This window comes from Streptomyces sp. NPDC019531 (genome assembly GCF_044903305.1).
Taxonomy (GTDB): Bacteria; Actinomycetota; Actinomycetes; order Streptomycetales; family Streptomycetaceae; genus Streptomyces.
Genome location: NZ_JBJDQL010000063.1, coordinates 15,941 through 36,792 on the forward strand (window position 1 = coordinate 15,941; position 20,852 = coordinate 36,792).

The window sequence follows — 20,852 nt, forward strand, 5'->3', positions numbered from 1 at the left end:
GGATGCCCACGACCGGTGTTCGACCGTTCGGTGGTTTCCCCATTCGCGCACTCGCAGGAGCGTCCATGGCTGATCAGGCAGAGAACTCCGAGCAGGAGACCATGCCCAAGATCGACACCTCTGTGCCGCAGTCGGCCCGGATCTGGAACTACTGGCTGGGAGGAAAGGACAACTACGAGGTCGACCGGGTCGCAGGTGACGCGTTCCGCGAGATCTTCCCCGGTATCGAGACCGGCGCCCGTGCCGCCCGGTACTTCCTCGCCCGCGCCGTCCGTCATCTGGCCGGCGAGGAGGGCGTCCGCCAGTTCCTGGACATCGGCACCGGCCTGCCCAACGTCGACAACACCCACCAGATCGCCCAGCGCGTGGCCCCGGAGTCCCGGATCGTCTACGTCGACAACGACCCGTTGGTACTCGCCCACGCCCGCGCACTGCTCACCAGCACTTCCGAAGGCGTCACCAACTACGTCGACGCCGACCTGCGCGACCCGGCCACGATCCTGCGGGAAGCGGCGAAGACCCTGGACTTCGACAAGCCTGTGGCCCTCATGCTGATGGGCATCCTCGGACACATCGAGGACCACGACGAGGCATGCGCGATCGTGCGGGAACTGGTGGCCGGGCTGCCCTCCGGCAGTTTCCTGGTGCAGTACGACAGCACCGCCACCAGCCAGGCGTACCTCGACGCCATCCAGCAGTACAACGAGGGCGGTTCGATCCCCTACATCCTGCGCAGCCCCGAACAGATCGCCCGCTACTTCGACGGTCTGGAACTGCTCGAACCGGGTGTGGCGTCGTGCTCGCGCTGGCGCCCGGACACGGAGGCGCTGGGTCTTCCCGCAGAGGTGCACCAGTACGGCGGTGTCGCCCGCAAGAGCTGAAACGGGGCGGGGTCAGGTCTCCTGGAGGATGCGGTGCAGGATGGTCGGCGTCTCGTCCGGTGACTCGGCCTCGACCGCCAGGCGGTTCAGGGCGTCCCAGTAGCACTCGATCTCGGCGGGCCGGTCGGGGTAGAGGCCGGTGGCGAGTTGTTCGAGGTAGACCACATCGGGCAACTCGCTGCCGGGCAGCCGCACGATGGTGATCGGACCGCCCTCCGCGGAGTGGCCGCCGCCCAGGAACGGCATGATCTGGAGGGAGACCTGCGGCAACCGGCAGATCTCGATGAGATGCCTGAGCTGGGCGCGCATCGTGGGGATACCGCCGACCGGCCGGCGCAGTGCCGCCTCGTCGAGCACGGCCCAGAGCCGGGTCGCCGGCCGTCGGTGCAGGACGCGCTGCCGTGACAGCCGTAACGCCACCCGCCGCTCGATCTCCTCCTCGGAGGCGTCGGAGTGGGCGAGCCGGAGGGAGGCGCGCGCGTAGTCGGGGGTCTGCAGCAGGCCCGGGACGCGCTGCACCTCGAAGCAGCGGATGAGGCTCGCCGCCTGTTCGGCCGCGAGGTAGGTCTGCATCCAGGCGGGCACCACGTCGTTGAAGTACTGCCACCAGGCAGGGGTGTTGGCCTCGTCGGCCAGTGTCAGCAAGGTGGCGCGTTCGGCCTCGTCGGTGACTCCGTAGAGGGTGAGCAGGTCCTCCACGTCCCGTGGCTTGAAACCGTGGCGGCCCGCCTCCATGCGGCTGATCTTGGACCGGGAGCCTCGGATGGCATGCCCCGCGGCCTCGCGGGAGATCCCCCGCTCCTCCCGCAGCTCGCGCAACCGCATGCCCAGCACCAGACGCGGCACCATGGGCCCGGCCGACCGCCCTCCCAGAACGCCGCTGTCGATCGGTGTTCCTGCGGTCTGTTTGGCACCCATGGGCATTTCTCCCTGCGGTGGAACGCGACTGTGCAGATGTACGGGGGCTGCGGCTTGCCATCGTAAGGGGTGAGCGCGCGGCCCGGATCCGTACGGCGGAAGCGGGCCTACACGCCGTCGGCCGCCGTGGCGCTCGGAGACTGACGGCCCGGGACCTCCGGCGTGCCCGCGGTGCCGAAGCGGATGCCCTTGGCCTCCTTGCCGACGGCGCTCAGCAGGATCACCACCGCCAGGGCGGGCACCACGGTCCAGGTCATCGCCGCCGGATAGCCGTGCCGCTCGGCGAGGGCTTCCTGGATCGGCAGGTTGAGGGCGGCGATCAGGTTGCCGAGCTGGTAGGTGACGCCCGGATAGAAGCCTCGGATCGCGTCCGGGCTCATCTCCGTCAGATGGGCGGGGATGACGCCCCAGGCTCCCTGGACGCACATCTGCATCAGGAACGAGGAGAGCATCAGCCAGCCCACCGCCGTGGACAGAACGAAGAAGGGCACCACGACCAGGCCACCGGCGGCCGCGATCATGATCGTACGACGGCGTCCCAGGCTCTCGGAGAAGGCGCCGAGCAGCGCACCGCCGATGATGGCGCCGATGTTGTAGACCACGGCGATGGCGATGGAGGTGTCCGGGGACAGACCCAGGCCCTTCTTGACGAAGGTCGGGTAGATGTCCTGGGTGCCGTGCGACATCCAGTTGAAGGCGGTCATCAGGGCCACGAGGTACACGAACCGCTTCAGCACCGCCGGGTTCCTGAACACCTGGTACGCGGGGGTGCGGTTGAGCTTGACGCTCTTCTCCCACACCTCGCTCTCCTCCACGCGGGTGCGCACCCACAGGGCGACCAGGGCGGGCACCAGGCTGAAGGCGAACAACCCGCGCCAGCCGAAGGCGGGTTCGATGACGAAGAACGCCACGGCGGCCAGCAGATACCCCAGCGAGTAACCGCTCTGCAGCAGACCCGACCAGAAGCCGCGCCGCTCGGCGGGGATCTTCTCCATGGCGAGCGCCGCGCCCAGACCCCACTCGCCGCCCATTCCGATGCCGTACAGCAGGCGAAGTACCAGCAGTACGGCGTAGTTGGGAGCGAAGGCGCAGGCGAATCCGACGATCGAGTAGAAGACCACGTCGACCATGAGCGGGAGCCGGCGGCCCCGACGGTCCGCCCACATGCCGAAGACGAAGGCACCGACCGGCCGCATCACCAGGGTGGCGGTGGTGAGAAAGGCCATGTCGGTGAGGGAGACATGGAAGTCGTCGGCTATCTCGCTGTAGACGAGGACCACCAGGAAGTAGTCGAACGCGTCCATCGCCCAGCCCAGATAGGCGGCGACGAACGCGTTGCGCTGATCCCTGGTGAGCCCCTTCGCCTGTACCCTGACGGTTTGCAGCATGCCGACCCTTCCCACGGTTCCGCAGGTCAGGCTAGGTCCGGGTGGTACGGCAGACAACGCAAACACCGGCAAAGCAAGGGCCACAATTGCCCCAAGCCGCAGCCCGGTTGGGCCCCCGCACGCGTCAAGCCTCTCCAGGTGGCCGGTTAGGCCGAAGGCCGCCTGGCTCCACCCGGCACGGCCGGGCACACTGGGGCGTCGGCGGGCACACCAGGGCCACGTCCCAGCACGGCGGAAGCACGGCACGGAAGCACGGCACGCCCCGTGACCGCAGGGGCGTGCTCCCACCCGACCTACCGTCCTCGGGAGACTTCGGTGATCAGAACACGCCGTACCACCGTCAGACGTCCACGGCTGTTCGCCTCGGTGTTGAGCCTGCTCCTCGCGTCCGCACTCGTTGTGGCCGGCACCAGCGCGGCCGCCGTGCCCACCGGCGCCGCCGCACCGTCCACCGCCTCGGTGGCCGGCGTGGCCTCGGCCGTCGAGTCCCTGGGGATCGCCGGGACGAGTTGGGCCGTGGACGAGCGCACCGGGAAGCTGCGGGTGCACGCCGACTCCACGGTCACGGACGCCGACCTGGCCAGGCTCCGGCGGGCCACCGGGCGTGACGCGGGTGCCGTGTCCGTCGAACGACTCGACGGCCGGCTGCGGACCCTCCTGTCGGGCGGCGACGGCATCTACACGTCCGGTTGGCGCTGCTCAGCGGGGGTCAACGTGCAGAGCGGCACCACCTATTACTTCGTCACCGCCGGCCACTGCACCGACGGAGCGTCCACCTGGTACACCAGCTCCGCGATGACCACGCCGATCGGCACCACCATTGCCACCAGCTTCCCGGGCGACGACTTCGGTGTCGTCCGGTACTCCAACCCGGCCGTGCCGCACCCCGGCGCCATCGGAACCGTGGACGTCACCGGAACCGCGACCGCCTACGTCGGCCAGAGCGTCTGTCGCCGGGGAGCGACCACCGGTGTCCACTGCGGCAGGGTCACCGCACTGAACGCGACCGTCAACTACGGGAGCGGAGACGTCATTTACGGGTTGATCCAGACCAACATCTGCGCCGAGCCCGGCGACAGCGGCGGCCCGCTCTACGCCGGCGACAAGGTCATCGGAATCCTTTCCGGCGGTTCCGGGGACTGCACCGCGGGAGGCACCACCTATTACCAGCCGATCCAGGAAGTACTCAACGCCTACGGACTGTCCGTCTATTGACGCGGCCCCGGGCGTGGTCGGTCAGGACAGGATCTCGACGTACCCGTCGGTTCCGTGCACGCGGATCCGCTGCCCGTCCCGGATCAGCCGGGTGGCCCGCTCCACGCCCACGACGGCCGGCAGGCCGTACTCACGGGCGATCACCGCGCCATGGGTCATCAGGCCGCCCACCTCCGTCACCAGTCCCGCGACCGCGACGAACAGCGGCGACCAGCTGGGGTCCGTGAAGGGCGTGACCAGGATGTCGCCCGCTTCGAGATCGGCCTCCGCCATGTCGAGGACGACACGGGCCCGCCCCTCGACGGTCCCGGCGGAGACCGGCAGGCCGATCAGCGCGCCGACCGGCGCGTCGTCACGCCGGTAGGCCCCGGTGAGCGCGTCGCCGTCCGAGGTGAGCACCCGGGGCGGTGTCAGCGCCCGGTACGACCGGAAGGCCTCCTTGCGCTGCTGGATGAGCCGGTCGTCCACCTGGTTCGAGCGCACGACGTGGTGGAGTTCCTGGAACGTGAGGTAGAAGATGTCCTCCTTCTCCGAGAGCACGCCGGCCTGTACGAGGCGCTCGGCTTCCCCCAACAGGGCCTGCTTGTACACGAAGTAGCGGCTGACAATGCCGTACTTCGGGTACTCCCGGTAGCCGATGAAGGTGCGGACCCGGTCGATCGTCCGCTTGGTCTCGTCGGCTTTGCGGTCCCCGTCCGGCAGGGCCCGCAGGCGTGACAGGACGTCCTGTTCCTTCTGCCAGGCCTTCTGCCGCCCTTGCTCGAAGCGCCGTCGGGCGGCGCCCGGTTCGAAGTTCCTGACGTTGTCGAGGATCACGGGCACGAGCGTGCTGGGGCGCTCACGCCAGCGTGGCCTCGTGATGTCGATCTCGCCGACGCAGCGCATGCCGTACCGTTCCAGGTAGCCCTCGACGGCGTCGCGCGCTTGGGTACCGCCCGCGAACTTCCCCAGCTCGTCCAGGAAACCCTCGTCCTCGACGCCCTGCAGGAATGCCACCACCTCCGGGTGCGGACGGATCACGTCCGCGACGTCGAGCAGCGCCAGACCCATCTCCGAGGTGATGTTGCCGGGGGCGGACAGGGTGAGCGTGTCGGCCGCGTTCTTCTCGCCCAGCCACTCCAGCAGCTTGTCGTTGAGCCACCACGTGGCCTCCATCGCCGCCATGATCGCCTGCATGTTCAGCGGATCACCGAGGACCCGCTTGTGCTCGTCGAAGGCGTCCAGCAGGAAGTCCAACAGCGCCGGTCCGGTCTTCGTCCGGATGTCGCGCTCCAGGGCGGCGACGGAGGTCCGGCTGCGGTCGATCAGCTCGGTGACGATGGCGGGATCGGGGGCGATCGGGGCGGGCGCGCCACCGGTCGGCACTCCGCCGACGGGCGGCCCGCCGGGGCCCGCCTCCGGGAGCGACGGGACGAAGTCGTCGCGGTCGAGGACGGTCTCCAGAGCGTCCCTGACCAGTGGGTCGCCTCTCCCCATGAGGTCCAGGAGACCGGCGCGGATCGCGGGCGAGGCCAGCCGCCGGGTGACATCGACGAACAGCCTCCCGCCGGCCTCGTGCATCGGCACCATGGCCGTCAGCTGCCACATCGACCACCCCAGGGGCTTCATGGCGTCGGTCATCATCTGCTGGTGGCCGACGGAGACGTAGACGTGGTTCTCCTGGTCGTCTGCCACGGGGAGGGGAAACAGGGTCGTGATCGGCCGGCTCTGGACAATCTGGAAGCCGTCGTCGGCCAGGCACCATTCGATGTCCTGCGGGCGGCCGAAGTGCGCCTCGATCCGCCGCCCGAGCCGCGCGAGCTCCACGACCTGCTCATCCGTCAGCGCGGGCTGCTCCTGCTGCCGCGCGTCGATCGACACTTCCCGCGTGCCGCCTGCCGGCAGGGCGTGAACGGCACGCTGTTTGGCGGCGATCGTCTTGGCGACGACCGCGCCGTCCCGCACCTTGAAGACGTCAGGGTTCACCAGGCCGGAGACCAGGGCCTCGCCGAGGCCGAAGCCGGCGTCCACGGTGGCGGTCTTGCGGTTGCCCGTCACAGGGTCGGCCGTGAACAGGATGCCGGACGCGTGCGGGAAGACCATCCGCTGCACGACCACGGCCATGTGGACCGTACGGTGGTCGATGCCGTTGCGCCGACGGTAGGTCACGGCCCGCTCGGTGAACAGCGAGGCCCAGCACCGGCTGACATGGCGGAGGATCGCCGTCGGCCCCACGACGTTCAGATAGGTGTCCTGCTGGCCGGCGAAAGAGGCGGTCGGCAGGTCCTCCGCGGTCGCGCTGGAACGGACCGCGCAGGCGGTCTGTTCGCCGAGCCGGCTGAGCGCCCGGGTGATCGCAGCCGCGAGATCGGCCGGGATGGCGGTCTCTTCGATGGTCCGCCGGATCTCCGCGCTGAGTGTACGGATCGCCTCCCGGTCGTCCGGTTCCAGGTGCGAGAGCCGATCGAGCCGATCGTCGATCGACGGCACCTCCGCCATGATCCGCCGGAAGGCGTCCGTCGTGACGCAGAAGCCACCGGGCACCCGGATACCGTCGATCCGCGACAGGCCGCCCAGGTGCGCACCCTTGCCACCGACGACCGCGACCCGCGTCTCGTCGGTCTCGTCGGTCTCGTCGGTCTCGTGAAGATCCAACACGTACTGCCCGGTCACGTGGCGCCCTCATTTCCGCAGGTTGTGGCCTCGGCCGACGATTCTGCGCCGTGCCCCGGGTCTTGCGGCAAGTCCCCCCGTGCGCTATACGTTGAGTAAGGCAAGGAGAGAGTTCTCCTTGCCTTTCCTTTTGCCATACGGGGGGCGGGCCGGAATCAGGAGCCGGCGAGGAACGTGAGCCGCACCTTGCGCTGCGGGTTGTCCCTGTTCGTGTCCACCAGGCACACCGACTGCCAAGTCCCCAGCTCCAGCCCCCCGTTCACCACCGGCAGCGTCGCGTGAGGCGGGACGATCGCCGGGAGGACGTGGTCGCGGCCGTGGCCGGGGCTGCCGTGGCGGTGCTGCCAGCGGTCGTCCGAGGGGAGCAGGGTGTGGAGAGCGGCGAGCAGGTCGTCGTCGCTGCCGGCACCCGTCTCGATGATCGCGACGCCGGCTGTGGCATGCGGGATGAAGACGTTCAGGAGACCGTCGCGGCCCGCGGCGACCTCCCTGAGGAAGGCCTCGCAGTCGCCGGTGAGGTCGACGATCCGCTCCGAGGAACCGGAGGCGACATTCAGGACTCGGGTGGTGAAGGCGTCTGACATGCCCCCATCCTCACCCCTCCGCCCGGATTCACTCCTCCTCCACAGCCCGGTCCGCGATACGGCAGGTCCATTCCGCGAGACACCATTGACCATGGCCACGCCATCTGGCTACGTTCGGCGGCATGTTGCGTTCAGTCCTGCTCACCACGCGCGGTCACATCGACCTGCTGCGGGTGGCTTCCGCCGCGTGTCGTCGCGGCTACTGACGCCTTCTCCCACCCCCGCGCGCCTGCGCTCCGTCCTACCCGCACGTCCCCTCCGCGCTGACCTCTGGTCCATGACGCGCGGCTGACGTCGGCAGCGCCTGGCCGTCCTCCTCTCCTCATCGGCCGCCGCCCCTCCGTGGAGCTTCCATGAGCATCAGCCATGCCCCACCCGGTTCACACAAACCCGATATTTCTGAAATACCGGGTTCTGAAGCCACGCCCGTCGACCTCGAACCCATCGTCCCCACCTCCTCCCGACGCACCCGCGTCCCCCGCTGGCTGCGCCGCACCACCGGCCCCCTGCTGCTGCTCGCCCTGTGGCAACTCCTCAGCAGTACAGGCGTGTTGACCGCGGACGCCCTCGCCTCTCCCGGCCGGGTCGCCCAGGTCGCGGGCGATCTGGTCGCCGACGGCTCGCTGGCCGACGCGATGACGACCTCGCTCCAGCGGGTCGCGTCCGGACTTCTCCTCGGGACCCTCATCGGCACCGGACTCGCCCTGGTCTCGGGCCTGTTCCGGATCGGCGAGGACCTCGTGGACGCCCCGGTGCAGATGCTCCGGACCGTGCCGTTCGTGGGGCTGATCCCGCTGTTCATCATCTGGTTCGGCATCGGCGAGGCCCCGAAGATCGCCATCATCACCCTCGGCGTGACCTTCCCGCTCTACCTCAACGTCTACGCCGGCATCCGCGGCGTGGACGCTCAGCTCATCGAGGCCGGGGAGTCCCTCGGGCTCTCCCGCTGGGGACTCGTACGGCACGTCATCCTGCCGGGCGCGCTGCCCGGCGCCATGACGGGTCTGCGCTACTCCCTCGGCATCGCGTGGCTGGCGCTCGTCTTCGCCGAGCAGGTCAACGCGGACTCGGGCATCGGCTTCCTGATGGTGCAGGCGCGGGACTTCCTGGGTACCGACGTCATCGTGGTCTGCCTGATCGTCTACGCCTTCTTCGGCCTCCTCGCCGACTTCATCGTTCGCACCCTCGAAAGGCTGCTGCTGCAATGGCGACCGACGTTCACCGGCCGTTGAGCCCCCAGGTGTCCGAGTCCGCCTCGGCATCCGGGGCCGAGGAACCGCGACCCGCGCAGGCCGTGCGCGTGGAGGGCCTGACCCGCTCCTTCGACGGCCGTGCCGTCATCGACAATCTCCAACTCGACGTACGGCCAGGCGAGTTCGTGGCCCTGCTGGGCCGCAGCGGCTGCGGCAAGTCCACCCTGCTGCGCATCCTCGCCGGACTAGACCGGGACATCGAGGGCACCGTCCTGGTCCCGCGCCGCAAGGCGGTCGCCTTCCAGGCTCCGCGGCTGATGCCGTGGAAGAAGGTGTGGCGCAACGTCCTGCTGGGCCTGCCCGGAAAGCCCCGACGCGCCGTCGCCGATCAGGCCCTTGAGGAGGTCGGTCTCAGTCACCGCACGGACGCCTGGCCCAAGACCCTCTCCGGCGGTGAGGCTCAACGTGCCTCTCTTGCAAGGGCGTTGGTGCGTGAGCCCGATCTCCTGCTGCTGGACGAGCCGTTCGGCGCGCTCGACGCCCTCACCAGGATCAAGGCCCAGCGCCTGGTGGGCGAGTTGTGGCAGCGCCGGGGCTGCGCGGTGCTGCTGGTGACGCACGACGTCGAGGAGGCCGTCCTGCTCGCCGACCGTGTCCTCGTGATGGACGAAGGGGTCATCGCACACGAGCAGCGGATCGACCTCGACCGGCCTCGCGACATCGCCGACCCCCGGTTCGCGGAGATCCGCGGCCGGCTCTTGGAGCGCCTCGGCGTCGACACCGCCGCCGAAGCCTCCTGAACTCCCCCAACTGAACGATTCATACCCCAAGTTGCACAGAACGGATCCCCCGATGCGACGTCGTCTCGCCCCCACCGCACTGCTCCTCCCCCTCGCCCTTCTGCTCACCGCCTGCGGCGGGAACGCGTCCGCCGGTACGGGCTCCGACACCGACGGCACAGGCTCCCTCACGCTCAACGTGGGTGACCAGAAGGGTGGTTCGGAGGCGATCCTGCGCGCCGCCGGGGAGCTCAAGAACCTCGACTACAAGATCAAGTGGTCGACCTTCACCTCCGGTCCGCCGCTCCTGGAGGCCGTCAACGCCAAGGCCGTCGACATCGGCGGCGTCGGCAACACCCCGCCGGTGTTCGCGGCGGGCGCCGGCTCGAAGATCACGGTTGTCGCCGCCTTCCACGGCACCTCCAAGGGCGACGCCATCCTCGTACCGAACGACTCGAAGCTGACCGATCCGAAGCAGCTCAAGGGCAGGTCGATCGCCGTGGCGCAGGGTTCCTCCGCCAACTACCAGCTGGTCGCCTCTCTCAAGGCCGTCGGGCTCGGCCTGAGCGACGTCAAGGTCAAGTACCTCCAACCGGCCGACGCCCTCGCCGCGTTCACCTCCGGCAAGGTCGATGCGTGGGCGGTGTGGGACCCGTACACCTCGCAGATCCTTCAGGCGAAGCAGGGCCGGGTGCTGACCACCGGCGAGGGGATCACCAACGGCCTGACGTTCCAGGTGGCGGCGCCCAGCGCGCTCAAGGACCAGAAGAAGGTCGCCGCGATCAAGGACTACCTGGAGCGGCTTCGCCGGGCCACGGCGTGGGTCCACGATCACCAGGAGGAGTGGGCGAAGGTCTGGGCGAAGGACACGGGGCTGCCGTACGACGTTGCGCTGGCCTCGGTCAGGCGGACCAACGCCAGCCGGATCTCGGTCGCGGTCGACAAGCCGCTGATCGCCTCCGAGCAGCAGATCGCCGATGCCTTCACCCAGTTGCAGCTCATCCCGAAGAAGGTCGACTTCGCGGACTTCGTGGACCCCCGCTACAACGGCGACCTCCCGCCCTCCACCTCGCTGGCCGGCACCTCGTAGGGCTGGCGACATGGCCGTACGACTCCACTGGTTCCTGCTGCCGCCCGCCTTCGAGTACCTCGGGGAAGATCCAGGGCCTCACCGCCGTTGGTAGAAGCGTGAACAACACGCGCGAGGTCGAGGTGGTCGTCATAGGCGCTGGTCAGGCAGGTCTGTCCAGCGCCTATCACCTGCGCCGCACCGGTTTCGAGCCGGAGCGCGACTTCGTGGTGCTGGACCACTCCCCCGCCCCCGGCGGCGCCTGGCAGTTCCGGTGGCCGTCACTGACGTACGGCAAGGTCCACGGCATGCACGCGCTGCCGGGCATGGAGCTCACGGGCGCCGATCCGCAGCGGCCGTCGTCGGAGGTGATCGCCGAGTACTTCGCGGAGTACGAGCGCACCTTCGGCCTTCGAGTACGACGCCCTGTCGACGTCCGTGCCGTGCGGGAGGGCGTCGACCGCAGGCTTCTCGTCGAGACCTCGGACGACACCTGGTCGACACGGGCGCTGATCAACGCGACCGGGACCTGGGACCGACCGTTCTGGCCGCGGTACCCCGGGCAACAGACCTTCCGGGGGCGGCAGTTGCACACCGCGCAGTACCCCGGCCCTGAGGCCTTCGCCGGGCTGCGGGTGGTCGTGGTGGGCGGGGGCGCGTCCGGCACCCAGCACCTCATGGAGCTCGCCCCGTACGCGGCCGCGACCACCTGGGTGACCCGGCGTGAACCGGTGTTCCGGGAGGGGCCCTTCACCGAGGACGTCGGCCGGGAGGCCGTGGCGCTCGTCGAGGAGCGGGTGCGGCAGGGGCTGCCGCCGAGGAGCGTGGTGTCGGTGACCGGGCTCCCGCTCAACGAGGCGGTCCGGCAGGCGATCGCGGACGGTGTCCTGGACCGGCAGCCCATGTTCGACCGGATCACACCCGAGGGCGTGGAGTGGAACGACGGACGGCATGTCGATGCCGACGTCATCCTGTGGGCGACCGGGTTCCGGGCCGCCGTGGACCATCTGGCCCCGCTGAAGCTGCGCGAGCCCGGTGGCGGCATCCGGGTCGAGGGCACCCGCGCGGTCGCCGACCCGCGGATCCATCTCGTCGGCTACGGCCCGTCGGCGAGCACCATCGGCGCCAACCGCGCGGGCCGTGCGGCCGTGCGGGACATCAGGCGGCTCCTGGCGGCGGAGTCCTCCGTCGCTGCCTGACTCCCCGTCAAGCTCAGCCCGACTTGGCCGACTTCTGCTGGTTCTTGTTGAACTCGGCCACGTTGCGCTGGTGTTCGGCGTAGCTACTGGTGAAGCGGGTGTCGCCCGGCTTCACCGTCACGAAGTACAGCCAGTCGCCCGGAGTCGGTGAGATCGCCGCGCGCATGGCCTCCTCGCCCGGGCTGTCGATCGGGGTCGGCGGCAGCCCCATGCGCCGGTACGAGTTGTAGGGACTGTCGATCCGGACGTCGGCGCCGGTCGTCCGCAACGTGGTGCGGTTGAGCGCGTAGTTGATGGTGGAGTCCATCTGCAGCGGCATCCCGCGCTCCAGACGGTTGAAGACGACCCGGGCCACCTTTCCCATGTCGGCCTTGTTCGCCGCCTCGGCCTGGACGATGCTCGCGATGGTGACGGCCTGGTAGACGTTCATCGCGTTGCGCTGGGCCCCTGCCGCGATGGGAGCGCCGTTGAACTTCTTGTTCGCGGTGTCGACCATGTACGAGAGCAGCGCCTCGGGCGTCATCTTCCTGCCGTTCCGCTCCACCGGATATGTCGCCGGGAAGAGGTAGCCCTCCGGGTTGCCCTCGGCGTCGTTCGGCAGCTTGAGATGCGCCTTGGCCAGGGACTTCTTGGCAGCGCCCGGCGGCAGGGCGAGGGCCTTGTCCACGGCGTCGTAGATCTGCCCGGCCCGCCAGCCCTCCGGGATCACCAGGGTGACGGGCTTCTTCTCCCCCTCGCTGTCCAGGCTCAGCAGCGGCACCGCCACGGCGGTGCCGGCCACGACGGCCCCGGTCGCGATGAGGGCGAGGCGACCCCGGCGCGTCAGTCGAATCGTGCTCCGTGGCGGAGTGTTCATGTGCATGCGGGCACGGTAACCCGCATATCGTCACAAACCAGGCATATCTTCGGCTTGTCGGTTTCGGTTCAGCTGGTCGGTTCCAGCTGGGCGTGGGCATCACCCTGCGAGGACTCCAGGCGCGCGTCCCGGCGCACGAGGGCCGCGTACCGCCCGTCCCGCTCCAGCAGTTCCTCGTGTGTACCGCGCTCGGCGACCTGACCGGCGTCGAGGACCACGATCTGGTCGGCGCCGCGGATCGTGGACAGACGATGCGCGATGGTGAGGGTGGTGCGGTTCGCCGAGAGCGCGTCGATGGCCTCCTGCACGGCATGCTCGGTACGGGTGTCCAGGGCACTGGTCGCCTCGTCCAGAATGAGGACGGGCGGGTCTCGCAGAATGGTCCGCGCAATGGCCAGGCGCTGCTTCTCACCGCCGGAGAAGCGGTGACCGCGCTCTCCGACGACGGTGTCGTAGCCATCGGGCAGCGAGGCGATGTGGTCGTGGATCTGGGCCGCCCGCGCCGCCTGCTCGATCTCCTCGTCGGTCGCGTCCGGCTTCGCGAAGCGCAGGTTCTCCGCGACCGAGGCGTGGAAGAGGTACGTCTCCTGCGAGACGACCCCGATGGCACGCGCGAGGGTGTCGAAGTCGAGGTCGCGGACGTCGACCCCGTCCAGAGTGACCCGGCCGCCCGTGACGTCGTAGAGCCGCGGGACCAGGTAGCCCAAGGTGGACTTGCCGGCGCCGGTCGGGCCGACGACCGCGAGGCTGCTGCCCGCGGGGACGTCGATGTCGATGCCGTCGAGGATCGGGCCCCGCTTGTCGTCGTTGCTGTCGTATCGGAACTCCACGTCCTCCAGGCGGACCTCGCCCTTGATGCGGTCGAGATGGACCGGGTCCTCCCGCTCGGTGATGTCGATCGGCAGGTCGAGGTACTCGAAGATGCGCTGGAACAGCGCGAGCGAGGTCTGGATCTGGACGCCGGTCGACAGGAGGCTCACGGCCGGACGGAACAGGCCCTGCTGGAGCGAGACGAACGCGACGATGGTGCCGATCGAGATGTCGGGACCGCCGGTCCTGAGGGTGATGCCCGCGGCCCAGTAAATGACGGCGGGCATCGCGGACATGACGATTCCGATGACGGCCATGCGCCAGCGGCCGGCCATGTTCGACCGCACTTCGAGATCGACCAGACTCTCGGACTCCTCGGCGAAGGAGCGGCTGAGGGAGTCGGAGCGGCCCATGGTGCGGCCGAGCAGGATGCCGCTGACGGAGAGCGACTCGGTGACGGTCGCGGCCATCGCGGCCATCTGCTTCTGGCGCTGGGTGGTGATCTTCTTGCGTTCGTTGCCGACGCGGCGGCTGATCCACACGAACACGGGGAGCAGCAGCAGCGAGACGACGGTCAGGCGCCAGTCGAGGGCGATCATCGCGACGATCGTGGCGACGACGCTGGTCAGGTTGGAGACAAGGGAGGTCGCGGTCGAGGTGACGGTGGCCTGCATACCGCCGATGTCGTTGGCGATGCGCGACTGCACCTCGCCGGTGCGGGTCCGGGTGAAGAAGGCCAGCGACATGCGCTGGAGGCGGCCGTAGACCGCGGTGCGCAGGTCGTGCATGACGCGCTGGCCGACCGTGGTGGAGATCAGGGTCTGCCCGACGCCGAAGACGCCGGTGAGGACGGCACTGAGGATCATGCCCAGCGCGAGCAGGCTGAGCAGTCCGGTGCGGCCCTCGGGGATGGCCACGTCCAGCGTTTCCTTCAGCAGGAACGGCGTGGCCACGGTGACCAGGGAGGAGGCGCCGACCAGCAGGCCCACGACGGCGAGCTTGGCGCGGTAGGGCTTGAAGAGGCGGAGGATGCGGCGCACCTGACGGGGTTGGTCGGTCGAGGTGCCGGGCGTGGGGGTCCAGTCGATGTGATCGCGGGGCATGGTCTCCTACGGAAGGTGAGGTGGTGAGGACTGAGGGAGCCTAGCTCATTGTTACCTATGCTCACAATGAATGAGGTCCTGATATTGTTCCCGCATGACCACGCCCGATTCCGACGGCCTGCTCGCCGATCAGCTGCTGCGGCTCACGCGCCGGGTGCACCGCATCCAGAAGCGTCAGCTGCATGAGCGCGGCCTCGGCGTGACACCGGCCCAATCGCGGCTGCTGCGCACTCTCGCTCATTGGGAGGCGCCGCCCCGCATGGCCGATCTCGCGGAGCGGCTGGAGGTCGTGCCACGGGCGGTGACCACACTCGTCGACGGGCTGGAAGCGAGCGGCAAGGTGCGCCGGGTGCCCGATCCGGCCAATCGCCGGGTGATCCGCATCGAGCTGACCGAGGACGGCCGGAAAACCCTTCAGGGGCTGCGGGACGTGCGCCGGGCCGCCGCGGAGGAGATCCTGGCCCCCCTGTCGGACGAACAGCGCGTGGTACTCGGCGGGCTGCTGGACACACTGGGGGACGGGCGGTACTGACACATGGCCGCGGCCACCGCTCCCATATGTCGGAGCGGTGGCCGCGGTCTGTTCGGGCAGGGCGGTCAGCCGACCTCGGAGACCGCCTCCTTGGTGGACTGAGCAGGTACGGGTTCTTCCTCCGCCTCGGGTTCTTCCTCCGCCTCGGGTACGACCTCGCCGCCCAGCACCTTCTTCGCCTTGTCGATGTCCAGCGCCCCCTCCCAGCGGGAGACGGCGAAGACGGCGACGCAGTTGCCCAGCAGGTTCGTCACGACGCGCATCGAGTCCATGATGCGGTCCACGCCGAGGAGCAGGGCGACGGCGCCGGCGGGGATGGCCCCGAGGGATGAGGCGGTCGCGGACAGGGCGAGGAAGGCGGAGCCGGGGATGCCCGCCATGCCCTTGCTGGTCAGCATGAGCACCAGAACCACGGTGATCTGCTGGCTCAGACTGAGGTCGACACCCACGGCCTGGGCGATGAACAGCGTGCCGATCGAGAGGTAGAGCGAGGCGCCGTCGAGGTTGAAGGAGTAGCCGGTCGGCAGCACCAGACCCACGGCGTCGTCACGGGCGCCGGCCTTGCGCAGTTTCTGCATCACGCGCGGCATGACGGACTCGGTGGACGCGGTGCCGAGCGCGAGCAGCATCTCCTCGCGGATGTAGCGCAGGAACTTCCAGAGGCTGAGCCCGGTGACCGCCTTCAGCGCGACGCCGAGCAACACGACGAAGAGTGCGGCGGCCGCGTAGCACAGGATGATCAGCTTGGCGTAGGTCTCGATGACGCCGAGGCCGTACTGGCCGATCAGGACGGCCATCGCACCGAACACCGCGATGGGCGCGAGGCGCATCACGAAGCCGACGATCGCGAAGATGATCTCCTGGGCCTGCTCGATGGCGGGCAGCACCTGCGGGACCTTGGTGTGGCCGAGGTGCAGCAGGGCGGCGCCGACCAGACAGGCCAGGATGAGCACCTGGAGCAGGGAGTTCTCGGCGAAGGCGCCGATGAAACTGGTCGGCAGCGCGTTGACGATGAACTCGGTCGTCGAGGGCAGGTGTCCGCCGCCGGTCTTGGCGTCGACCGCCGCGGTGTTGAGCGTGGACGGATCGACGTTCATCCCCGACCCGGGCTGGACGAGGTTGGCGGCGAGGAGGCCGATCAGCAGGGCGAGCGTGCTCGCGACCTCGAACCAGATCAGCGCCTTGAGCCCGATTCGGCCGAACGCCTTGAGGTCACCGGCCTTGGCGATGCCGACGACGACCACACAGAACACGAGCGGCGAGATGATCGTCTTGATGAGCCGGGTGAAGCCGTCGCCGAGCGGCTGGAGATCCGAGGCGAAGTCGGGCCACAGCTTTCCGACGAGGATGCCGAGCACGAGCGCGCAGGCGACCTGCGCGAAGAGAGAGGTACGCAGTATGCGTGCGACGCGTCGCGGCAGGGACGGGACGGACGGCGGCACGGGCACTCCTAGGGGACGTGGACGCACAGAGGCCTGGACGGGACTTCTGCGATACGGAAAGCGGATTCCGTGTCGATCACTTTGGAGGTGCCGTTGATTTCGCACAAGACCGCCGAGTTTCAGCCAGGTAAATCCGGCCCTGTGTGGCGCATCGCACACAACTCGGCTCAACAGCCGCCGCGGTCCTCGGTGAGTACCCCCTGGACGACGGTGAGGGAGCGGTCGTAGCAGCCGCCGGAACCTCTGAGCCGATAGCGCTCACCCGTCGTGCCGACCGCGTGCCGCTGGTCGCGCGGGACGTTGACGGTGTACGTGGCGTCGCCCGTGTAGGTGTCGTCGAGCCGCGTCCATGCGGTCCGGCGGCCTCGGCTCGTCTCGGTGATTACGGCCCGGTCACCGAGAGTCAGCACGGTGCGCAGCCGGTCGCCCGCGCCGATGGTGGTGGTGCCGTCCGTCGTGTACGTCCGATGGGTGCGTGCGGTCCGTTCCGGACCGCGGCCTTCGACGGTCACCGACTCGTCGTCCGTCCAGGTCGTCTTGAGTGCGTCGGGGTTCTCGCCGTCGGCCCAGCGGTGGACCGAGGTGTTCGCGAGCGAGCGGCGGACGGTGGTGGTGACGCGGCCGTGCGAGGTGTCGACGTATCCGGCGACAGTGAGCCGGTGGCCACCCTCGGTGTCCACGCGGTGCTCCGAACCGGGGGTGTACGTCGAGGAGTTGACGAGGTCCGAGCTGCGGTGCGTGGTGAGCCTGCCGGTGACGTGCGCGCTCTGGGGGTCCTGCCAGACGAGGACGTTCACGGGAGTGCTCCAGCCCGGCTGCCCTTCGGGAACGCCCACGACACCGACCTCCAGGCGGTGCGGGCGCCCGTCGTTGAGGATCCCGGCGAAGGGTGTCAGGTCGTATTCGATCGGCTTGACGTCGAAGGCGCGGGGTCCCGGAACGACGTACCAGAGAAAGGGGTTGGACCAGCCACCGGTCCACACGGTCGGGAACGGGGCGGCGATGCCCGCGAGTTGGCCGTCGACCTTGATCTGCACCTCACGGTAGGGGCCGCCGTCGGCCTGACAGGAGTACGGCGCCTTCGACGGCACGGTCAGATACCAGTACTCCTCGCAGCCGCCACCGGACCCGGTGGCGTACACCTCGGCGACGATGCGTTCGCTGTTGCGCGGGGTGGTGAGGGTGTCGTCCTTCGGGGTCAGCACACGGTCGGGGACACTTTCGGCGTTCGGCGCGCCCGGGTAGAAGGTCAGTGTCACCTTGACGTCGATGATCCCGGTGTACATGTCGTCGACGACGTTCCCGATGAGCATCTCGACGTCATGGCTGCCTCGGAACGTGTCGCTGTAGCGGGTGACGTCCTTCTCGACGGACCACTCGATGCCGTCGGGAGATGGCTGCGGCGTGGACGTACGGAAGACCTCGACCCCGCCGATGTGCAGATATCCGAGTCGGTCGAACTGCCGCCCCTTGACGCTGCCTTGCAGACGAAGCACGACCTTGCTCCAGCGGTCGCCGCAGCCCTCGGGCAGTGTGTAGGTGCCGGTGTACGGGGTGAAGTCGCGGAACTGGGCTTCGGCGACGGTGACTTGGCAGGACCTGCCGGAGGGTCTCGCGACGGGTGGGGCCGCGGTGATGGGGTCGTGCCAGTCGGTGCCGAACTCGGCGGGGATCTCGGCGGATTGGGTGCCGGCATCCGCGGGCCGGGTGGGCGCTGCGGACTGGGCGGGCGCCGCCCCGAACAGTGTGCCTGCCAGGAGGGTCGCCCCCGCGAGCATGGACATGACGATCCGTCTCTTCATGGCGGTGTTCTACGGCGAGTCGGGCCTCCCCCGCAATGACGCCTCCCGCAGCGGCCTCAGACCTTGAGGTCCGCCCTGTCCCCCATCACCACCACGGGATGCCGATCCGGATCGAGCGTGAGCAGCAGATACCGCATCGCGTCCCTGGACACGCTGACGCAGGCCGACGTACCGCTGCCGTGGTCCATGTGCAGCCAGATGCCGCCCCCTTTGGCGTACCCCCCGGGCCGGGTCTGGTTGTTGGGCGGGGTGCCTTGGACCCGGTTGTAGTCGATGGCGATGACGTAGTCGAAGTCCCAGTAGGGCTTCGGCCACCAGCGCGGGGCCGCGATGGCGGCGGACCTCGTGTACGGCAGCCCGGCCCCGGGGTTCGGAAGCACCCCGCCCGCGTCGCTGAGCGTGAACACGCCTACGGGGCTGCGCTTGTCGCCCTCGTGGTGGTCGGTGGTCCAGCCCTTCTTGCCGTTGTGCCCGGGCCAGCCGCGGACACGGTCCCAGCTGGAGCCGCGCTTGGTGTAGAGCACAACGGTGGCGTCCGCCGAGTTCCTGCCGTCGCCGTAGACCACGACGACCTGGCGGGAGGCGGCGGGAATGCGGCGCTGGAGGCGGTCGCCGATATCGGGGACACGGGTGTGTTCGGTCTCCGGTTTGTCCGCTTTGACTGAGGCCCTGGTGGATGTGCCGCCGCTGTCCGACGGCCCCGAACCGCCGCATCCGCCGCATCCGCCGCATCCGCCCAGAGGAATCAGCAGCGCTCCCAGGACCGTCGTCGTCACCACAGCACGTCGTGCGCCCCCGTCTCGCATCGCTCCATCGTCGCACCACGGTCCGCGGTGGGCCGATTCCGCGAGCGCAGCCGGTTCTGTTCGCCGCGACGGAAAACCTGTTGCCTCCGACCACGCTCTGCGGCGAACCTTTCACGGTTTGCAGCCGCCGTGTGCGGCTCCCTCCCACCCCCCTGACACGAGCCGCTGGGACGTTACACGTCATGCAGATCCAAGACCTTCCGTATCCCGACCCGGGAGTGCCGGACGCCCGCTCGGGCCACCGGTTCCTGTGGTGGCTCTTCCGGAACCAGTTGGGCGGACAGCTCAAGTCACTGGCCTGGGGACTGCTGCACTTCCTCTCCGTCTCCGCGCTGCCCTTCTGCGTCGGCGTGGCCGTCCAGGCGGTCGTCGACCACTCCGGCCGCAGGCTCGCCCTCGCCGGTGGCCTGCTCTTGCTGTGCTGCATCGGCAACGCGCTCGGCGACACCTTCCTGCACCGCGCCGGCGTCACCAACTGGATCACTGCCGCCGCGCGCGTCCAGCAGCTCCTGGCCCACAAGGCCTCGCATCTGGGCTCGGCGCTGACCCGGCGGGTCGCGGCCGGCGAGGTCGTGGCCGTGTCCACCGGCGACGTCGAGAAGATCGGCTGGTTCGTGGAGGCCTGGTCGCGGTTCACCGCCGCTGCGGTCACCGTCGTCGTGGTCTGCGTCGGACTGGTCGTCTACCAGCCCGCGTTGGGCATGGTGGTCGCCGTGGGCCTGCCGGTCCTGGCCCTCTCGGTGCTGCCGCTGCTGCCCCGGGCGACCAGACGCGCCGACGTCCAGCGCGAGAAGGCGGGCCGCGCCACCGAGCTGGCCTCCGACACCGTCGCCGGACTGCGCGTGCTGCGCGGCATCGGCGGCGAGGAACTCTTCCTCGACCGCTACCGCAGCGCCTCCCAGGAGGTCCGGCACGCTGCCGTGCGCAGCGCCCGGATGTGGTCCCTGATCTCCGCGATCCAGGTGCTGCTGCCGGGTCTGCTGCTGATCGCGGTCGTCTGGTACGGCGTCCACCTGGCCCGCCAGGGCCGCGTCGAGATCGGCGAACTGGTCGCCGTCTACAGCTCGGTGATGCTTCTGACCTATCCGCTGCGGCACTTCGAGGAGATCGCCATGGCGTACTCCTTCTCCCGGCCCTCGGCCCAGCGGGCCGCCCGGGTGCTGTCGCTGGACCGGGCCACGTCCGCCGAGGGCACACGGGACACGGAACAGGTGCCGTCCGGGGATCTGTACGACCCGGCCACCGGTCTGCTCGCTCCCTCGGGCAGGCTCACCGCGGTGGTGTGCGGGGACCCGGACGCGGCGGGGCTGCTGGCCGAGCGGCTGGGCGGGCATCCCTCGGAGGAGGGCACGTCGGTGCTGCTGGGCGGCGTGCCGCTGGACGAGCTGCCGCTCGACTCGGCGCGCACCGCGGTCCTCGTCCAGGACAAGGACCCGGTCCTGCTCTCCGGGAGCCTGCGCGAACTGCTCGATGTGCCCACCTCGGGCCACGTCGACGCCGAGGACGCGCTCGCGGCCGCGCAGTGCGAGGGCTACCCGGTGGCCCGCGAGGCCTCCCTGAAGCTCAAGGAGGTCTCCTACATCCACGCCGAGGCCTACCCCGCCTCCGAGCTCAAGCACGGCC

18 protein-coding genes are annotated in these 20,852 nt (G+C 69.4%); 9 read left to right on the top strand and 9 right to left on the bottom strand.

Going from position 1 to position 20,852, the window contains the following annotated elements; genetic code table 11:
- Nucleotides 1-65 precede the first annotated feature (65 nt).
- The gene (locus ACI2L1_RS41085) at nt 66-881 is read left to right on the top strand and encodes an SAM-dependent methyltransferase (protein ID WP_404744578.1); all 816 of its coding nucleotides are present in this window, start codon (nt 66-68) and stop codon (nt 879-881) included.
- A 12-nt stretch (nt 882-893) separates the two neighbouring features.
- Here the strand turns inward: ACI2L1_RS41085 and ACI2L1_RS41090 are convergent, their stop codons facing one another.
- The gene (locus ACI2L1_RS41090; protein ID WP_404744579.1) at nt 894-1,799 is read right to left on the bottom strand and encodes a helix-turn-helix domain-containing protein; all 906 of its coding nucleotides are present in this window, start codon (nt 1,797-1,799) and stop codon (nt 894-896) included.
- 107 nt (nt 1,800-1,906) lie between these two features.
- Complete coding sequence (locus tag ACI2L1_RS41095; RefSeq protein WP_404744580.1) at nt 1,907-3,187, bottom strand: MFS transporter; 1,281 nt, start codon at nt 3,185-3,187, stop codon at nt 1,907-1,909.
- Between the two features lie 315 nt (nt 3,188-3,502).
- On the opposite strand from ACI2L1_RS41095, the gene ACI2L1_RS41100 reads away from it, so the two are divergent.
- Complete coding sequence (locus ACI2L1_RS41100; protein ID WP_404744581.1) at nt 3,503-4,402, top strand: S1 family peptidase; 900 nt, start codon at nt 3,503-3,505, stop codon at nt 4,400-4,402.
- Nucleotides 4,403-4,423: 21 nt separating this feature from the next.
- On the opposite strand, the gene rph is transcribed toward ACI2L1_RS41100, so the two are convergent.
- Both rph and ACI2L1_RS41110 read right to left on the bottom strand, forming a co-directional pair.
- Entirely contained in the window at nt 4,424-7,054 is a 2,631-nt protein-coding gene (rph, locus tag ACI2L1_RS41105) for a rifamycin-inactivating phosphotransferase (protein ID WP_404744582.1), read from the bottom strand.
- Between the two features lie 155 nt (nt 7,055-7,209).
- Nucleotides 7,210-7,638 (bottom strand): YjbQ family protein, encoded by a 429-nt coding sequence (locus tag ACI2L1_RS41110; protein WP_404744583.1) that lies wholly within the window; start codon nt 7,636-7,638, stop codon nt 7,210-7,212.
- 122 nt (nt 7,639-7,760) lie between these two features.
- Here ACI2L1_RS41110 and ACI2L1_RS41115 point away from each other — a divergent pair, with 122 nt between their 5' ends.
- The 5 genes from ACI2L1_RS41115 (at nt 7,761) to ACI2L1_RS41135 (ending at nt 11,878) form a co-directional block, all read left to right on the top strand.
- Entirely contained in the window at nt 7,761-7,844 is an 84-nt protein-coding gene (locus tag ACI2L1_RS41115) for a putative leader peptide (protein WP_404744595.1), read from the top strand.
- A gap of 147 nt (nt 7,845-7,991) precedes the next feature.
- Nucleotides 7,992-8,870, top strand: coding sequence for an ABC transporter permease (locus tag ACI2L1_RS41120; protein WP_404744584.1), 879 nt, complete (start codon nt 7,992-7,994; stop codon nt 8,868-8,870).
- A complete protein-coding gene (locus ACI2L1_RS41125) occupies nt 8,843-9,631 on the top strand; it encodes an ABC transporter ATP-binding protein (protein WP_404744585.1) in 789 nt (262 codons plus the stop codon). The genes ACI2L1_RS41120 and ACI2L1_RS41125 overlap by 28 nt, the downstream gene beginning before the upstream one ends.
- Nucleotides 9,632-9,683: 52 nt before the next feature.
- The gene (locus tag ACI2L1_RS41130; protein WP_404744586.1) at nt 9,684-10,700 is read left to right on the top strand and encodes an ABC transporter substrate-binding protein; all 1,017 of its coding nucleotides are present in this window, start codon (nt 9,684-9,686) and stop codon (nt 10,698-10,700) included.
- Nucleotides 10,701-10,798: 98 nt separating this feature from the next.
- Nucleotides 10,799-11,878: an NAD(P)-binding domain-containing protein gene (locus ACI2L1_RS41135; protein ID WP_404744587.1), complete on the top strand. Its 1,080-nt coding sequence runs from the start codon at nt 10,799-10,801 to the stop codon at nt 11,876-11,878.
- Nucleotides 11,879-11,891: 13 nt separating this feature from the next.
- Here the strand turns inward: ACI2L1_RS41135 and mltG are convergent, their stop codons facing one another.
- Together mltG and ACI2L1_RS41145 are read right to left on the bottom strand one after the other, a co-directional pair.
- On the bottom strand, nt 11,892-12,740 hold the full coding sequence (gene mltG / locus ACI2L1_RS41140; protein ID WP_404744588.1) for an endolytic transglycosylase MltG: 849 nt from the start codon (nt 12,738-12,740) through the stop codon (nt 11,892-11,894).
- A 62-nt stretch (nt 12,741-12,802) separates the two neighbouring features.
- Nucleotides 12,803-14,647, bottom strand: coding sequence for an ABC transporter ATP-binding protein (locus ACI2L1_RS41145; protein WP_404744589.1), 1,845 nt, complete (start codon nt 14,645-14,647; stop codon nt 12,803-12,805).
- 94 nt (nt 14,648-14,741) lie between these two features.
- Between ACI2L1_RS41145 and ACI2L1_RS41150 the strand changes: the two genes are divergently transcribed.
- Nucleotides 14,742-15,179: a MarR family winged helix-turn-helix transcriptional regulator gene (locus tag ACI2L1_RS41150; protein ID WP_404744590.1), complete on the top strand. Its 438-nt coding sequence runs from the start codon at nt 14,742-14,744 to the stop codon at nt 15,177-15,179.
- A 65-nt stretch (nt 15,180-15,244) separates the two neighbouring features.
- Here the strand turns inward: ACI2L1_RS41150 and ACI2L1_RS41155 are convergent, their stop codons facing one another.
- The 3 genes from ACI2L1_RS41155 to ACI2L1_RS41165 all read right to left on the bottom strand — a co-directional run bounded on the left by ACI2L1_RS41155 (nt 15,245) and on the right by ACI2L1_RS41165 (nt 19,229).
- Complete coding sequence (locus ACI2L1_RS41155) at nt 15,245-16,621, bottom strand: cation:dicarboxylate symporter family transporter (RefSeq protein WP_404744591.1); 1,377 nt, start codon at nt 16,619-16,621, stop codon at nt 15,245-15,247.
- Nucleotides 16,622-16,788: 167 nt separating this feature from the next.
- Nucleotides 16,789-18,423 carry a peptide-N4-asparagine amidase gene (locus tag ACI2L1_RS41160; RefSeq protein ID WP_404744592.1) on the bottom strand — a complete coding sequence of 545 codons (1,635 nt, stop codon included), beginning with the start codon at nt 18,421-18,423 and terminating at the stop codon, nt 16,789-16,791.
- Between the two features lie 56 nt (nt 18,424-18,479).
- Nucleotides 18,480-19,229, bottom strand: a complete 750-nt coding sequence (locus ACI2L1_RS41165; protein WP_404744593.1) for a hypothetical protein — start codon at nt 19,227-19,229, stop codon at nt 18,480-18,482.
- 182 nt (nt 19,230-19,411) lie between these two features.
- Here ACI2L1_RS41165 and ACI2L1_RS41170 point away from each other — a divergent pair.
- Nucleotides 19,412-20,852 (top strand): ABC transporter transmembrane domain-containing protein (locus tag ACI2L1_RS41170; protein WP_404744594.1); only part of this gene is annotated, 1,441 nt, incomplete at its 3' end.

Excerpts from the sequence above, each read along its gene's own strand:
- mltG (WP_404744588.1), bottom strand. The coding sequence starts at position 12,740 with ATGCACATGAACACTCCGCCACGGAGCACGATTCGACTGACGCGCCGG.
- ACI2L1_RS41130 (WP_404744586.1), top strand. The coding sequence starts at position 9,684 with ATGCGACGTCGTCTCGCCCCCACCGCACTGCTCCTCCCCCTCGCCCTT.
- ACI2L1_RS41160 (WP_404744592.1), bottom strand. The coding sequence starts at position 18,423 with ATGAAGAGACGGATCGTCATGTCCATGCTCGCGGGGGCGACCCTCCTG.
- ACI2L1_RS41110 (WP_404744583.1), bottom strand. The coding sequence starts at position 7,638 with ATGTCAGACGCCTTCACCACCCGAGTCCTGAATGTCGCCTCCGGTTCC.
- ACI2L1_RS41115 (WP_404744595.1), top strand. The coding sequence starts at position 7,761 with ATGTTGCGTTCAGTCCTGCTCACCACGCGCGGTCACATCGACCTGCTG.
- ACI2L1_RS41150 (WP_404744590.1), top strand. The coding sequence starts at position 14,742 with ATGACCACGCCCGATTCCGACGGCCTGCTCGCCGATCAGCTGCTGCGG.
- ACI2L1_RS41090 (WP_404744579.1), bottom strand. The coding sequence starts at position 1,799 with ATGGGTGCCAAACAGACCGCAGGAACACCGATCGACAGCGGCGTTCTG.
- ACI2L1_RS41085 (WP_404744578.1), top strand. The coding sequence starts at position 66 with ATGGCTGATCAGGCAGAGAACTCCGAGCAGGAGACCATGCCCAAGATC.
- ACI2L1_RS41125 (WP_404744585.1), top strand. The coding sequence starts at position 8,843 with ATGGCGACCGACGTTCACCGGCCGTTGAGCCCCCAGGTGTCCGAGTCC.
- ACI2L1_RS41120 (WP_404744584.1), top strand. The coding sequence starts at position 7,992 with ATGAGCATCAGCCATGCCCCACCCGGTTCACACAAACCCGATATTTCT.
- ACI2L1_RS41165 (WP_404744593.1), bottom strand. The coding sequence starts at position 19,229 with ATGCGAGACGGGGGCGCACGACGTGCTGTGGTGACGACGACGGTCCTG.
- ACI2L1_RS41095 (WP_404744580.1), bottom strand. The coding sequence starts at position 3,187 with ATGCTGCAAACCGTCAGGGTACAGGCGAAGGGGCTCACCAGGGATCAG.
- ACI2L1_RS41145 (WP_404744589.1), bottom strand. The coding sequence starts at position 14,647 with ATGCCCCGCGATCACATCGACTGGACCCCCACGCCCGGCACCTCGACC.